This is a genomic window from Mucilaginibacter sp. R-33 (assembly GCF_049949235.1).
Lineage (GTDB): Bacteria > Bacteroidota > Bacteroidia > Sphingobacteriales > Sphingobacteriaceae > Mucilaginibacter.
Map to the genome: position 1 here is coordinate 551,630 of NZ_CP188089.1, position 16,875 is coordinate 568,504.

8 protein-coding genes are annotated in these 16,875 nt (G+C 42.8%); 3 read left to right on the forward strand and 5 right to left on the reverse strand.

Going from position 1 to position 16,875, the window contains the following annotated elements; genetic code table 11:
- Nucleotides 1-14 precede the first annotated feature (14 nt).
- Nucleotides 15-749, reverse strand: coding sequence for a GntR family transcriptional regulator (locus ACP26M_RS02550; RefSeq protein ID WP_426585872.1), 735 nt, complete (start codon nt 747-749; stop codon nt 15-17).
- 314 nt (nt 750-1,063) lie between these two features.
- On the opposite strand from ACP26M_RS02550, the gene ACP26M_RS02555 reads away from it, so the two are divergent.
- From ACP26M_RS02555 to ACP26M_RS02565, 3 genes are all read left to right on the forward strand, one after another.
- A complete protein-coding gene (locus ACP26M_RS02555; protein WP_426585874.1) occupies nt 1,064-2,362 on the forward strand; it encodes a GH36-type glycosyl hydrolase domain-containing protein in 1,299 nt (432 codons plus the stop codon).
- Nucleotides 2,363-2,567: 205 nt separating this feature from the next.
- Entirely contained in the window at nt 2,568-5,642 is a 3,075-nt protein-coding gene (locus ACP26M_RS02560; RefSeq protein WP_426585876.1) for a SusC/RagA family TonB-linked outer membrane protein, read from the forward strand.
- 46 nt (nt 5,643-5,688) lie between these two features.
- On the forward strand, nt 5,689-7,197 hold the full coding sequence (locus ACP26M_RS02565; RefSeq protein WP_426585878.1) for a RagB/SusD family nutrient uptake outer membrane protein: 1,509 nt from the start codon (nt 5,689-5,691) through the stop codon (nt 7,195-7,197).
- A 388-nt stretch (nt 7,198-7,585) separates the two neighbouring features.
- Here ACP26M_RS02565 and ACP26M_RS02570 read toward each other — a convergent pair whose 3' ends face one another.
- The 4 genes from ACP26M_RS02570 to ACP26M_RS02585 form a co-directional block, all read right to left on the reverse strand.
- Nucleotides 7,586-8,560 (reverse strand): hypothetical protein, encoded by a 975-nt coding sequence (locus ACP26M_RS02570; protein ID WP_426585880.1) that lies wholly within the window; start codon nt 8,558-8,560, stop codon nt 7,586-7,588.
- An 8-nt stretch (nt 8,561-8,568) separates the two neighbouring features.
- The gene (locus ACP26M_RS02575; protein ID WP_426585882.1) at nt 8,569-9,996 is read right to left on the reverse strand and encodes an MBOAT family O-acyltransferase; all 1,428 of its coding nucleotides are present in this window, start codon (nt 9,994-9,996) and stop codon (nt 8,569-8,571) included.
- A 1,232-nt stretch (nt 9,997-11,228) separates the two neighbouring features.
- Nucleotides 11,229-13,112: a RagB/SusD family nutrient uptake outer membrane protein gene (locus ACP26M_RS02580; RefSeq protein WP_426585884.1), complete on the reverse strand. Its 1,884-nt coding sequence runs from the start codon at nt 13,110-13,112 to the stop codon at nt 11,229-11,231.
- Nucleotides 13,113-13,147: 35 nt separating this feature from the next.
- Nucleotides 13,148-16,606, reverse strand: coding sequence for a TonB-dependent receptor (locus tag ACP26M_RS02585; protein WP_426585886.1), 3,459 nt, complete (start codon nt 16,604-16,606; stop codon nt 13,148-13,150).
- Between the last annotated feature and the right edge of the window lie 269 nt (nt 16,607-16,875).

Here is a 16,875-nt window from a genome sequence, read left to right on the forward strand (position 1 = left end):
AAAAAAAAATAAATTTAGGAACTGCGCCTGCTTTCTACCGTATAAACAAAGCTTTCGGCTTTATAATAACCCAGGTTATACTCCATCGGCCGTTCGCCCTGGTCGTAAACAAACCGTTTCCTGATCAAAACAGGACTGCCCGGATCTATTTCCAGTTTACCTGCTATGAATTTATCGGCCGCCTTGGCGCTTATTTCTTCCTTTGATAGGTCTGCAACTACAGAATGCTCACTCTCAAGCATTTCGTAAAGTGGTTTCTTGAAATCTTCTTCGCCCGTAAGCCCGATCCTTGGATGAAAATACGAAATAAAATACACAAAAGCCTCTTCGGAGTTTCCCCTTAGCCTTTCCATTTTCAAAATTTTCTTATCTGTTTTGATATCGAAAAAATTGGCTATATGATCTTCCGGAAAGACCCAGCTAATATGAAGCTCGTAATTTTTTATAGGGATGCTGCGGGCTTCCATCTCCTGTGTAAAGCTCAACCAATTCATTGATTTGGAGCTCATTTTGGTATGGGCCACTTTGGTTCCGAGCCTTTTTTTCCTCACCAGCAGCTCTTCATAAACCAGTTTGTTAATAGCCTGGCGTAAAGTGGTGCGCGATATAGCTAACTTTTTAGCAAGATCAACCTCGTTAGGCAATAATTTACCGGCCTGATATTCAGGCTCGCGGATGAGCTCTCTTAGCAGGTTCTCTGCCTGGATATGTAAGGGTACGGCGCTTTTATGATCGATGGAAATTTTCATAATGAATTAAGTGGCAAGGTAATAATTTATCAGGAAAACGGCAGGGGCCGGCATGTAGTGGTATCACTTTTGGAGGAGGAACATCTACGGAGCAGAAAAAGGTTGAATTTTTTTATAATACGGTTTTGGGGTTCAGTAGCAGTCTCCTTTACTAAGGTAATTTTCTGACCTCTGTTCATTTTTTATCATAGTTAATAAAAAAACTTTGGAAAAACTTTGGAATATAATATTATGATACTATGTTTGTACATACTATAGCAATCTGTCTCCATTTCTATCTGGTAAGGCAGCAACCTAATTACATATTTACCTGCATGAAAAAACGTCTACTCATTTCTACGGCATTGTCTTGCTTTGTTTTTTGCATTGCCGGAGCGCAACAGTCCTCCAACAAAGCTTTGGCAAGGGAAATTCTTGCCGATATCCGGCTTGATACAGTCCAGGCGAAAGCTTTAAAACTGTTATCCGGTTTTTCTGCAGGTACATCCTACAGCGAGGTGTGGATCCGCGACTTCAACACTTTCATCAATGGCTCATTAAAAGTACATCCCAAAGAAGAAGTAAAAACCAAACTATTGATGTTTTTTCGCATCCAGGGCCAGGGCGGGGATATTGTGGATGGTGTAGTTGACAGCGCTAAAGCCAGTGTAGGTTATAAATACCGCTACTCATCCTTATTACCGGGTTGGGCAGCGCATAAAAACACGGTAGAGACCGACCAGGAATCGTCATTGATCCAGGCTGTGAAAAAATACATTGATTTTACCGGAGACCAATCTATTTTAAACGAGTGTATTGGTGGTAAAACGATTTTGCAACGAATGGAGGAGGCGCTGACCTATCTGCATAAAGATCGCTGGTTGGAAAAATATGGTTTGATAACCGGGGCCACCACTATTGATTGGGGCGATGTGCAATCCGAAAACGGCTGGGGCGTGGCTATTAATGATAAAACCAAATGGGCTTTGGATATTTATGATAACGCCATGTTTGTGAAGGCAGTTCAAGATTTCCTTGCAATGGCACCTCGAGGCTATAAAGCCCAAACTGATTGGAAGGCCGTTGCCTCAAAAGTCACTGCCAATGTTCGTAAATACCTTTGGGATGCTGCCGCTCAAAAATATATTCCGCATATCTACCTTAACGGCAGCCCTTTCTCTTCGGATTTTAATGAAAAAAAGATCTTATACACAGGTGGATCTATATGTGCTATCATAGCGGGGTTTAACACTCCGGCCGAAGTTTTGGAAATAAACAAACAAATGCTTGCAGCCGCGGCTAAAGAAAAGCATGCCACTATAGGCATTACAGTGTACCCTCCTTATCCTGAAAAGCAGTATCCAAACATGAAACCCTATAATTATCAAAACGGCGGCGACTGGACATGGTTTGGCGGACGAATGATAGCACCGCTCATTATCTATGGTCGCCCGCAGGAAGCTTACGCTGAGTTATCACCGATGCTCGACAGGATGCTTGCCAACAAAGGCTTTTTTGAATGGTATGATGTGCAATCCGGCGCACCAAAAGGTTCGGGCGATTTCAGGGGTGAAGCAGGTGTTTTATATGATGCCATTACGGCACTAAGGCAATGGGCCGCTAAAAACCGGTAGCCTGCCAGCCAATAAGCTGACATAAACTAAAGTAAACTATAATCCAAATTCATGAAAAAAAATGATGCCATAAAGGCAATCCGGACTTCTTTGCCCTTTCTGAAGGGCAACTTCCGGCCTTGCGGCGGTTATAAACCGCCATGAATGCTTCGCAGAGAAGCGTTCCTATAATTACCAGTTTAAAAACAACCTACTAAACAATGTTATGAAGAAAAATCTTATCTACTCAATTCTGCTCACCTTGCTGTCGCTGCACACGATGGCGCAGGTTAAGATCAGCGGCAAGGTAACCGATGCTAAGGATAATTCAGCTTTACCTGGTGTAAGTATCAAAATAAAGGGCACCCAGGGTGGTACCCAGACGGATCTTAATGGAAATTACACGATACAGGTAACCAGTGCCAAACCCGTATTGATATTTTCATATACAGGTTATGCCAGCCAGGAAATATCAACCGTTGGCAAAACTGTCGTTAACGTGCAGTTAGCTGGAACGTCCAGCGCCCTTAACGAAGTTGTGGTGATCGGCTACGGAACTGTTAAAAAATCGGATCTTACCGGCGCTGTTACCGGCATCAAAGGCGATCAGTTAAATGATAAACCCGTGGCTAACGTAACCCAGGCCCTGCAAGGCAAAATAGCCGGTGTGGAAGTTAGTGTTAACAGCACGGCCCCCGGCGCGGGCGCTAAAGTGAGAATTAGGGGTATCGGATCCATCAACTCCAATGTCGATCCATTATATGTGGTGGATGGCGTAGTAGGAGTTGATCCAAACTCTATCAACCCGCTGGATATAGCCTCGGCCGAGGTGTTAAAAGATGCTTCGTCCACAGCTATTTACGGTTCGCGTGGTGCTAATGGTGTAATTATGATCACTACCAAACGTGGCCGTACAGGCGCTGCAACTATTACTTATGATGATAACTTTAACGTAAGCGAGTTGTATCGCCATTTACGTACTTTAAACTCGGCCGAGTTTGTTAAAGTTTACAATGAATCATTCGCAAACGGTCAAAAATTTGATCCGGCCGGAGGCGTATGGGCACCACCGGTTGCATTAAACCATGCTAATTTCCCTAAGCTTTTTGACGCGAATGATAACCCAATTTATGATACCAATTGGGAAAAGGAAACCTATAAACCAGCGTTTTCGCAAAGTCACCAGTTAAATATTCAGGGTGGCAGCGAAAAATCGCTTTACAGTTTATCGCTTGGCTATTTTAACCAGAATGGTCTTGCGCCAACATCGGCCTTTAAGAGATATACCATAAAAATGACAATGGATAACGACCTGAAAAGTTGGTTGAAAGTGGGTGGCAGCATCAATCTCATCAGCAGCAGGCAACGTTTAGTTACCGATGGTAATGGTGGGCTAAACGTGCCAAGGGACGTATCAGAAGAGGTGCCAATAGTGCCTGTTAAATATCCTGATGGCACATGGGCAGGCAATTATGATATTGCTGGTCTTGAGGGCGCGCCAAACCCGGTGCAGGTTGCCAACGAGCGTTACACGCTTAACAATAACCTGCAAATGTTAGGTAACATCTACTCTCTGTTCCACATTACAAAAGAGCTGGATTTTAAAACAGATTTCGGCTATAACTTAAGCGCTCAAAAAAATAACTTCTACTCAGCAGGCGATCTGCCGCACTTATCACAAGATCAGGGAGGTGTAGCTAACGTAAATGCTTACAATAATTACTACTGGCAAACAGAAAACTACCTTACCTGGAACAAAAAGATCAACGAAAGGCAGCGCTTCACCGCCTTGTTAGGTATCTCGTTCCAGCAACAAGGGTATGCCCGGGTACGCTCAGAAACGCAGAATTTTATTGATGATATTTTCCAGTACCACTACGAGCAGGCGGGTTCTGTGAGGAGTGCCAATGAAACGCAGGATGAAAAATCATCATTAAGTTCATATTACGCCCGTTTAACTTATAACCTTGACGAAAAATACCTGTTTACCGCAACGGGCCGGTACGATGGCTCATCGCGGTTTGGGGTGAATAACAAGTACGCATTCTTCCCTTCGGTGGGTGCCGCCTGGCGTGTATCGCAGGAGAATTTCCTGAAGGATAACCATACCATCACCAACATGAAATTGCGGGCCAGTTACGGTACTTCGGGTAACCAGGAGATAGGTAACTATCGTTCGCTGGCACAGATCCAGCCGAGCACCACGGTTTTGGGTGGGGCTGCTCAGTCAACATTGTTGCCAAGCTATATTGGTAACCCTAACTTAAAATGGGAACGTTCTGTTCAGTTTGATGCCGGTTTGGAGTTAGGTTTATTTCATGATCGTGTAAACCTTAACCTCGATTATTATAACCGCACCACTAAAGATCTGTTGTTGCAGGCCCCTATACCATGGTCTGCCGGTGAAACCAATGCCAATGTATATAAAAACGTAGGATCGGTGCGTAACTCCGGTGTCGAGGTTAGTCTGAACACCCTAAACGTTAAAACTCCCGATTTTGAATGGAGCACCAATTTTATATTCACTACCAATAAAAACAAAGTTTTAAAACTAAACGATAACGGCGCGGACATCTTCCCGGGCCCTAATTTCCTTGGTCAAAACTTTGTGATCAGGGTTGGCGAACCTATCGGTTCGTTTTATGGTATGACAAGGCTTGGTACCTATAGCACTTCGGCCGAGGATGTAGCCGAAGCCGCTAAACACAGCTTGAAGCCCGGCGACAGGAAATATATTTACAACCCGGATGGCAGTAATTATTATAGTATCATCGGCCGCGCTTATCCTAAATGGACGGGCACTTTCAGCAGCAGCTTCAGATACAAAGCTTTTGATTTTTCGTTCGATATCCGCTTTGTTCAGGGAGTAAATACTGCCGCCAACTTCAAACACTCGGTTGAGGACAGGCAAACCCTTTCAAACAGTTTGGCCACCGTGCTTAACGCCTGGACACCTAATAACCAGAACACCTATATTTCGCAGGTGCGTAACTACAAATTTGCGCAGGATTCGCATTTCGATACCTGGTGGGTTGAGGATGGTTCGTTTATTCGCGGCCAAAACTTTACGTTGGGCTATACCTTGCCACAGCCGGTGCTTAGAAAGCTTCATGCCAATCGTTTCAGGATATATGCAAGTGTTCAAAACGCGTTCATCATAACCAAATACACCGGTTATGACCCGGAGGTGGATACCTTCAATTCAAGCTACGGGTCGAACGGTTCGTTCTCGCAGAATTTAGATTTCTTCTCAAACCCCCGACCCCGTGTATGGAACCTTGGTTTACAGGTGACTTTTTAAACAGCGGTAGAGGATCGATTGATAGTTTAATTTAAATTATATAAAAATGAAAACCATAAAAAATATATTGCTTGTAGGGGTGGTGTTGTTTGCATGCTCCTGCAAAAAGTTTTTGAAGGAGGAGCCTACCAGTTTCCTTACGCCCGAGTCGAATGTATCGAGTGTTAAAGTGGCCAGGGCTTTTGCCAATTCGGGTTACCAAAATCTGCAGGGCTTTTTATCAGGCCAAAGTGGTTCGTACGGTGGTAATACCTGGAATTTGATGGAATTTATGACCGGCAAATCGGGCAGCGACCTTGGGCAAACCGGTTACGTAAATTACCAGAACCTAACTTACAGCAGTACTTCATTTTACTTTGATACATGGTGGCAACAAATGTACCTTGGCATAGGCGCGTGTAACCTGGCCATTGGTAAAATACCAACCATCAATGCACCCGGCCTTACTGACGAGGTAAAGAACAATATGCTGGCCGAAGTAAAAACCCTGCGGGCGCTTTACTATTTTCAACTGGTACGTATGTATGGCGCGGTACCCATGGTTACCGAAACGCCCAAAGACCTGAATCTCAATGTTCCACGTACAGCTGCTAAGGATATATATGATAAAGTGATTATCCCCGATCTGTTAGCTGCCGAAAAATCAACGCTGCCATGGAAGGATAACACCGGCAAAGTATCGATGGGTGCTGTTGAGGCCTTACTGGCCGATGTGTATTTAACCTATGCAGGTGCCGCGATCAATGGCGGTAAAACATTCTACGCCGAATCGGCCAAGCGCTCGCTCAACGTGATCCAGAATGGTGGTTATACCCTGTTTCCGGAATATACCGACATGATCAAACCTGCAAATAAAAATACAGGCGAATTTATATTCCAGGTGCAATATGCGGCGTCGGTACCATCGTCAAATCCGCTTACACCACTTACTATTCCAAATTTTTCGGGTGTTTCGCAATACTCAGATGAGTATGGTTCGGTTTATCCTACAACTCAGTTTTTAGCATCATTTGCTGCTGGCGATAAAAGAGTACAAGAAAAACAGTTCTTTTACTCCAGCTATACCAATACAAAAACGGGCAAAAAAATCACTTTCCGCAGCCCTTATATCTACAAATGGTTTGATTCTACTGCGGTTAATACCACATTAAAATCTGATCTTAACTACACCCTTTACCGTTTGGCCGATGTTGAGTTGATGTACGCCGAAGCATCAAACGAAGCTGAAGGCGCACCAAATGCTACGGCTATATTGATGGTTAATAATATCCGCGCAAGGGCTAAGCTGGCCCCGATAGGGGCGTTAACCCAATCAGCATTTGAGCAGGAGGTGTGGTTGCAGCGGTATTTTGAGCTCTGCTTTGAAAATAAAATGTGGTTTGATATGCTCCGAACCCGCAAAGTTCATAACGATATTACCGGCAACTGGGACAATTTTATAGGCCATAAAACTGTATTTGGCGCCACGTTTACTGATAAACAGCTGCTGTTCCCACTGCCTAAACAGGAAACGGATGTCAATCCGAAGTTGTTACCTAACAATCCGGGTTTTTAAAGGGAAAGTAATCTGAAATTTATTAATAACAAACAGTAAAAGGCCGCGCAAGCGGCCTTTTACTGTTTGTGAGTTTGACTCATAGCTGCCTGTCGGGCGCATTTCAAATTTAATATCTTATCAGCTTAGCAGTGAACGGGGCTATGATCACGCCTGGTACTTTACCAGAGGAGTCACCTCTTTTGGTTCCGGGAAAATCGATCCGTCGATAGTAATAGATGGTATGGAATCGGCAGCGAACGAGCTTGCCAGTCTCCAGGCGGGCGATATCCCAGCATTTTTGGTTTTGAAAATGCGGCTGCATCATCATTATATGGTGTACGGGCAGCATTGAAGGCAGGGGCAAACCGATGATACTTATCCCATTTACATTCAGACGGTTGCTTATCTATATTTTGTTGACGAGCTTAGCTTTTATGTAGTGTGCTATGCTATTTGAAAACTCCTCTGCCCCTTGTTTATTTAAGTGAAATACATCTGAGAACTTTTCGGGCCGGAAATTAAAGTGCGGGTCTGACGAATAATCCAAAAACGTTACGTTAGGATATTGTTGGGTGAGCTTCACGAGCAATTCTTTTTCTACAGCTTGATTATCCAGGTAAAAAGGATTTCTTAATACAGTTGGTGAAATGACAACTAATGTTTTAACGTGTCTTTTGGCGCTATTCTCCAAAAATGTTTTAAAATACCTGATAGCCTTTTCTTCCGGAATATCTTTACGCTTTTTGATTTTTAAATAGCGCTTATTCATTCTTAAACTATAGTCGTCTACCTCGGGTTTGGTCATTTGACCTTCCAGTGGTAAATATCCGTTATCATCTTTTTTTACTGTTTTAGCAAACAAGACATTAGTAGCCAGTATAAACACCGAGGAGTTGAATGGATAGGTTTGGGATAAAAGTTTGTAAGGCTCAAACGGACTAATTTCCTGAACGTATTTGATAAGTTCCGGATGTTTATTACAATAGGGCAGCAAGATGCTTAATTTATCGTATTTGGATTGATCAATCCCTAATTCTCTGGGACTGATATCTAATATGATAAGTTTGGGAGTATGCCTGCTTAACGAAATTTCTTCCATGGCGGTTGAGTACGGTATCATTAGTCCGTCCCGGCCGGAATCATAACAAGTTAGCCCTGTTATTTTAGATATAATGGATGGCGAATAATGACGGACAGCCCTTGAACTGCCATAAATCATAATGTCATGCCTGGCGCTGTCAACAGCATAGGTAGTTTGACTAAACTGCCCAACCCGCTGGCTGAAGTAGATTTTTCTGAATGCGGTTCCCACTAAATAGTCAAGTGATATCAATACTACAAGAAAGCAGGCTGGTTTAATCAGAAACTTAGCAAGAGACATGGTTTTTATCAAAATTGGAAATATATAAACTGGCCACCATTAAACACACCCAATAACAATATCAAAATAATGGTGAAGGCTACGGAGCCCCATCTTAAGGCAATATTGGGTGAAGTAAAGAAATTGAATTTTTCAGGGTAATATTCCATTTTGTACTCCACTGCAAATAGCAGAAATATGGCCAAAATAGAATGGGCAAAATTGCTTATTCCATCGCCAAAAAATGGTTTTGCTCCAAAGCTCCTTAAATTATAGATCAGCGTCAATGCATCGGAAACGCTATTGGCCCGGAAAAATATCCAGGCAAAGGTTACGAATAAGCAGGTCAAGGCCATATTTCCTATTCGTATTGCTGTGGCGGTTGCCTTACTTTGCTGCTCTTTGCGTAAATATGGTTTAATGATCATATACACAACAGAATATAAACCATGTAAAATTCCCCATATGATATAAGTATAGTTGGCGCCATGCCATATCCCGCTTATTAAAAATACGATAAACAGATTAAGGTATTGTCTTTGTTTTGATACCCGGTTTCCTCCCAGCGGGATATACAAATAATCACGGAACCAGGTTGATAAAGAGATGTGCCACCTGCGCCAGAAGTCCTGAATGTTGGTTGCAAAATATGGGCGTTCGAAATTTTTCATCAGGTCAAACCCCATTGTTCTGGCGCAGCCAATAGCTATGTCAGTATAACCGGAAAAGTCGCAATAAATTTGTACCGAAAAAAAGATAGATGCAATTACAATGGTGGTTCCGTTATGGAGTTCAGGATTGTTAAATACCGAATTTACAAAAATGGAAAGGCGGTCGGCCACTACTATTTTTTTGAAAAATCCCCAAAGCATCATTTTTAAACCGGATTTCATTAATTCGTAATCAAAACGATGTTCGGTATGCATCTGTGGAAGGATATTCTGAGGCCTTTCTATTGGTCCGGCTACCAGTTGCGGGTAAAACATGACATACAAGCTGTAAATACCCAGATGCCTTTCTGCCTTTTGATTACCCCTGTACACCTCAATTGTGTAGCTCATGGCCTGAAAAGTATGGAACGACAAACCGATAGGTAATAAAATAGTTAAATAGGGTATCGGATCATGATAGTTAAACTTTCCCATAAACCTATCTATATTAAGATTCAGAAAGTTGAAGTATTTAAAAAATGCGAGGATACCTATATTGGCCACTAAACTTGCTGCTAAAAGAAGCTTCCGGCGCCGTTTATCTTTGGCTTTTTCAATGTAGATGCCTGCCAGGTAGTCAATTATGATAGTAAAGCCTAATATCAGAATATAGATGGGGACAAAGGCCATATAGAAGTAACAGCTTGCAAGTAACAGTATGATCCATCTGAATTTATGGGGAAAGGCAAAATATAGCGATGTAACTATTACATAAAAGAGTATAAAACCTACAGAGTTAAACAGCATATGTATATAAGTAAGCTATGCTTACGTGATAAGAAGTAAAGGTCAAATATTTGCAAATATATCAATGTATATCCTTATATCAATGATATATTTATCAAATAATCTCAAATCATAACCCATAGTAATAATTTCGTCCCTTTCATTTTTGCGTATACAAAGTTGTCAATAAGGGCCAACTGAAGTGCTTAATGGCTGAATGCATTGTTGCCAGGTTAAATAGAACGGGCTACAGCTATACCCGCTAAGGCTTTTTACCCAAGTTGCTTCCTAATGCAACGGCGATGTATGCCTTGTTGATCTTTTGCCAGTTGTGTTGACCTTACGTTCTAAATAGACATCTGTTCCTGTTTGCACGGTCGTATCAGCGAACAATCGGCCGATAACTGCGCCCGATTTGTCGAATAATAAATGCGCTGCTTTGGGCTGGTTTTGATGATCGTGCTGACAAGCTATCCTGCATTGTGCCAGTTTATTATCATTTGCTATAAGCGAACGCGTTAATATCCCATCCGGGGCCGAAGGCGACAAATTATACCGGTGATTTATAAAATTAACTTTTGATTAACAGATAATATGTTGAAACTAATAAATATGTTTTAATGATAAATAATTATATAAAATAATCGAATATATCGTATTGACTAAATGATTTCATCGAGCCGTTCAAAGGGGTAGCGTAGCCGATCGTTTGTTTGCCATAGATTTGCATAAATAGGTGAAGATGAATGTTTTCCCGCCTCACTAACGGAAAGCATTGCGCTTCCGGGTAATTCCGGCAGGTATCATCAAAGTTAAAGTCATTCATACCGTTGTGGCTTGATCCTGATTAAAATTTGGTTATTGCGGTTAAGAACATTTTTATGAAGAACACAATGCCTTGTTCATCTGTTTGATCGAAGAAATCCTTACCCCGCAACCAATAAGGAATGTGAAAATCATTAATAAAGAACCTACAGTATTAGAAAAAGAACTCATCTAAATTTGGAATTAAAATGGAGATCAGGGATTTTACTGCAATATATATATATAACAAAGTAGCCAAATACGTTGTATCTGGCTACTTCGGTGATCCCGCTGGTACAAAACCCGAATCATTTGGAAAATGATTTGAAGTTGTTAGCTTTAATAAAATCGATAAGTAAGTAAATTCGATTGCCCGGTTGGCAATTTTTTCATTCGTTACTTAAGGTTAGCGCTGTTTAAACCAACTTAGAGGTTTCTTTCGGATATATTTAATATCCGGGGTTTTGTATTAGTAAATTGTTCTTGTTTACTTCATCGCGGGTGATTGGCCTGAAGTAAAGCGCGTTGTTCCAGGCCCTGTTTTCCAATACATTATATTCGGACGGTGTGTAGCTATAATCATAAACCGACGGGTCATAATGGTAAGGAGAGGATTGCGTTTTTCCCGATTTGAATTTTCCGGTAACAGTTACTATGGTTACCTTCCTGCCTACGGTTTCGTTGGCTATCAGCCATCTGCGTACATCATGATATCGCTGTTCTTCATAGGCCATCTCAATCCGGCGCTCATGACGGTAAATGTTTCTCAGGCTTGTTTGATCTGAGGCTGTAACCGCGGGCATACCAACCCTGAAGCGGATCTTGTTTAACCATTCTACCGCCGGGCCTGTGTCACCGAGTTCTATAGACGCCTCAATATAATTCAAAACCGCTTCTGTATATCTGAAAAAAGGCCAGGGAATAGTTTGCGGCATGTTTTGATCAATGATATTAGGATCCGGATCGGTAAATTTATGATAGTAATAGCCGGTGTAGGTACCGTTCCAGTTTTCTAACGAGCTGTTGCGGGTGTCCAGTCCGCTGAAAGATGTTAGTTTGCCGCTCACCATCAAATCATAAGTGCCGGTTTGAATTTGATTGGCGGGGTCAACATTGCCGGATACTTTATCGCGGGGTTTCCAATCCGAGCCATCGTACAGCACCGTTGCATAAAATCGGGGGTCGCGGTTTTTATAGGGATCAGCTTTTTCTAATGGGTTCGACCAACTGAATGGAGTGCCGTCCTGCATATCATAATCATCAACAAGTAAGCCAATCGGAGAGTTTCCGCCCCAGTTATGATAACCGTTAGGCCCGTTGTAAAGGTTTGGTGTTACGGCATAGTTTGGCAGCAGGAAATACTTTGCAAAGATGATTTCCGAAGCCCCGGCGGGGTCAATATTGGGTGCTTTGCTGCCTCCGCCCATTGCGATACTCGCATAATTGATAGTTCCCTGACTGGCTGAAACAGGAGCTGATAAATTTAGTTTATAACCCGTGCGCGGATCAGCATCCATCACCGCCTTTGCCGCGGTTTGTGCCAGGCGGTAACGATCGGCCTGGTTGCCGCTTGTGTAACATAGCAGGGGAAGGGTTTGATCCGGAATACCACTAACTTTTGCCGTTAGTTTAGCTTTATCATGCAAGTCACTAGCTGCGTAAAGTAATACCCTCGATTTAATGGCCAGGGCTGCAAGTGCCGTAGCACGACCTTGCCCCATTGTTTTACCGGATAATAATTTGTTCGCTTCATCGCAATCTTTTACAATGAAGTTTACACAATCCTCGTAGGTATTACGCTTTACCTTAAGGTCGTCGGTAATGTTATATACTTTGGTGATGAGGGGGACACCGCCGTAAAAGCGTAATAATTGCTGGTAGTAATAGGCCCGCAAAAAATAGGCTTCACCTAAAAACTGGTCTTTTTTGGTCTGGTCGGAAATGCTGTTTTTGCCGCTTACAATTCTGTCGATGGCCGTATTACAGGTCCTGATATACAGGTACATCCTGTCCCAGTTCCACGAATCGTCAATCCAGCCGGTAGTAGTGGGGCTAACATTGCCCGTATTGACGATATCGATACCCCGTCCGGTATGGTTAAACAGAGATTCGTCGGATACGGAGGCGAGCATTTGCTCAGATAATCCACCGTTTATCAGGCCTTTATAGGCATCGTTCATATAGGCTTCGGCCAAAGTCGGGTCGCTCCAAACCACATCAGCAGATAGTTGGTTGGGTGGCGTAACATTCAGGAAATCCTTTTTACAAGCCGCGCCCATTATCATAATGAACACAAGCAGATATAGATTTTTATTTTTTAATGTTGTTTTCATATCAATTCCTTTCATAATGCGTTTTCTCACGCTCCTTAAAAAGTAACTTTAACACCCATGTTAATCACTTTAGCCTGCGGATAATACTGCCCGCTGGTATTGGTAGATTCGGGGTCCCAAATTTTGATCTTATCAAAAGTGGCCAGGTTGATGCCATTAGCGTAGATCCTCAATGAATTGAGCCCTAACTTTTGTATCCATTCTTTTGGAAGCGTATAACCCAACTCCACATTCTTTATCCGGATGTAATTGCTGTTAATCACATAATAACTATTATCTGATGCGCTGGAAGTGAAGTAGGTAGCGCCGCTGTTAGAGTCAGATAACCGCGGATAGAGATTGTTCGGATGATCAATGCTCCAGCGTTTTTGGTATGACCATTCCAGGTAGTTACCAATGCTTCCTGATTCGGTCAGGCCTATTTTTTGTAAGCCGCCGGTAGCTCCCTGAACCAGTACGCTCAGGTCAAATCCTTTGTAACCCAGGTTGATGTTCACACCGCCTGTAAAGGTTGGCGTGCCGTTTTTATCCATCCTTATTTTATCGTCGCCATTAATTTTACCGTCGTGGTTTACATCTTTAAATTTCATGTCTCCGGGCCTTAAGCTCGAATTTGAAATTCCTAATCCGCTGTAGTCAAGCTTATTGGCGTCGATATCTCCCTGGTCTTTAAAAACGCCGTCATATTGGTATAACAGCCAGGCATCTGTTGGATGACCGGTTGCTCGCTGCCAGTCTGGAGCGCCCGGGGTTTCGTCAAAATACAATACTTTATTTTTAGCATATCCGGCGTTTACACTAACGCTGTAATTAAAATCGCCGGCGCGGTCACTGTAGTTCACGCTGAAATCATAACCTGAATTTTTTAATCTGCCAAGGTTAACAGGAGGGAAGTTGTATACAGGGATACCTGCGCTTCCCGGTATCGATCCGGTTTTAGGCGCCAGTACATTTGAGCGGAGGTTATAAAAATAATCGAATGTTACTGATAACCGGCTGTTTAAAAAGCTTGCTTCCAGGCCAACGTCGGTATTGTTTGCAACCTCCCAGGTAAAATCATAGTTAGGTACGGTACCTTCATAAACAGTCGCAACGGGCTGCCCGTTAAACATGTTATTGCTGGTAGCTAATAAAGTTAGGTATTGGTACTCTTTAAGCGCACCGCCATAATATGCTTCGGCCCCCATCCGGCCCCATGAGCCCCTTAACTTTAAGTTATCTACAAAGTGGATGTTGTTTTTAAAGAAGCCCTCTTCCGAAATCCGCCATGCTGCCGTAACACCCGGGAAGAAGCCAAACCGGTGGCTGGGGGGAAAGATATAGGAGCCATCTACACGCCAAAGAAATTGCGCGATATATTTTTCTTTGTAGTTATAATTGGCCGAACCGAAATAGCTTAAGCGCGCACTTTTAAATACATCATTGGCCCCGTTTGATTGTCCCAATTCCTGGCCAAATGATAACTGCGGGATTTGCGAGGATATAAAATTGGTTTTAAAAGCTGTAAAGCCGCTGCTATTAGCAGTTTGGCGCTGTACACCGGCCATTAATGAAACCGCATGGCCATTAAAGTTCCGGTCATAATTGATGATGCCGGTTAAGTTTATATCCAGCTCATTAATGTTTTTTTCTGTAAGATTTGGTGTATGAAACTGGTCAGGATAGAAGTTTTTAACCTGCAATTGCGGGCTGCCATCAGCATTCTGGGTAGTTTTATCCCACGAATACAATTCATAAGGTGTTCTCCAGGTACTTTGCCTGTTCCAGTATTTATCCAACGACGCCGTACCGGTTAATTTTAAGCCTTCTACACCCGGTACTTTAATTTCAATTTTACCGGTAGTCTGCAGGTAATCTTTAGTGTTTTTATCATACCCTGTTTGGTTAGTGGTGGCCACAACCGGGTTGATACCGTTTTCAATATCCGGACCGGCTAAACCGTTGGGCCAAATGGCCACATCGGTCGGCCTGCCACGCATAATAAACCTGAAAATGTTGGCGGCGCTCACTGTTGGGTAGTTGGGGTTTTCTTCCCTGCCGGTAACATTTAAGCTCGTGGTGATATATTTACTAACTTTAGATTCTACATTGATTCGCAAATCGTACTGCTTGTACCTGGTGGCCGAGTTCTTATAAAAACCGTCCTGGTTTAAATAGCCCAGCGAAACAAGATATTTGGTAAACTCATTACCGCCTGTAACTTGCAGGTTATGCCTTTGTTGTGGTGACCATTTTTGAAATACGGTGCCAAACCAATCGGTATTTGGGTATCTAAGCGGGTCAGATCCATCCCTGAATTTCTGCATAGCCTCCGGCGAAAAAGCCGCGTTTATATCGCCATTGCCATCGGGCCGGGTGTACGTGCCCGTGCTTTTCAAAGCTTGCCAGGCATCGTTCCAGTTGCTTTGATTTAAGCCCGAATTGAATATTTGTAATTCGTTCATGATCTCGGCATATTCAGGTGCATTGGCCATCTTAGGTGTACGGGTAGGGCGCTGCAAACCATAATAAAAATCATAACTGAATTGTGGCTTACCCGATTTACCTTGCTTGGTAGTAACCAAAATTACACCGTTACCGGCCCTTGATCCATATATTGCGGCAGATGCATCTTTCAGGATTGATATACTTTCTACGTCGTTAGGATTGATCCTGTCAATACCACCTGCACGTCCCGGTACCCCGTCAATTACAATCAACGGGTCTGTGTTACCACCTGATAAGGAGTTGATACCGCGGATGCGAATAGTAGAGCCATCACCACCAGGTTCGCCACTTGATTGGATAGCAACTACACCCGACAGGCGGCCACCAAGAGAGTTAGAGAGGTTAACAGAGGCTGATTTGGCCAGCTCCGAGCCCTTTACATCTGATACCGCGCCCGACACAACGACCTTTTTCTGCGTGCCGTAACCAACCACAACAACCTGGCTCAGGTCTGAAGCCAGAGGAACAAGCTTGATATTATCGAGGTTCTTTTTCGCCGGTACTTCCAAAGTGGTAAATCCCACGAAAGAGATAACCAGGATACCATCATCCGGAACATTGCTTAACGTAAAACGCCCTTCGGTATCGGTTTGTGTACCTAAACTTCCGCCTTTTAATTTTACCGATGCACCCATAAGGGGTTTTCCGGTCTCATCAACAACCTTTCCCTTGACGGTGATCGGCGGAGGAGCGTTTTCCTGATCAGCTGTTTGAGGATAAGTTGCTCTCAGCAAAATATTTTTACCGGTGATCTTGTAGCCGATCTGCGCGTTTTTAAAACAGGCGTTCAATGTTTCCTCGATCGAGGCGTCTTTAACATTAACACTGATGGACGTATTCACCAGGTTTTGATCGGTATACAGAAAAACATAACCTGACTGGTTTTTAATCTGGGATAAAACTTTTTCCAGGGAGGTATTTTTTTCGTTTAGACTGATCTTTTGACTATAGCTTTTAGCGCTTGCATGTAATAGCGTAATTATTAGTAGGAGGGTGGTTAGTTTCATAACCATAATAAGTTTATGGACCAGTGAGCCTTTTTTAGGGCATATCACTGTCAGGACACCTGTAAAATTCATTACATTTGTTAGGTTTGAGGTTAACACATAAGATAATACTCCATTTGTTTTACCGATTTATTCGGAAGGGTTGACTCAAGCTTTAACGCAGAAGTGCTTCGAACCACTTCTGCGTTCTTTTAAGAACCCTGTTTTCTCTGATCAGGTTATTTGACGTAATATTTTTTTCATCGTTTTCAGGTTAGCTGTTAAATAAT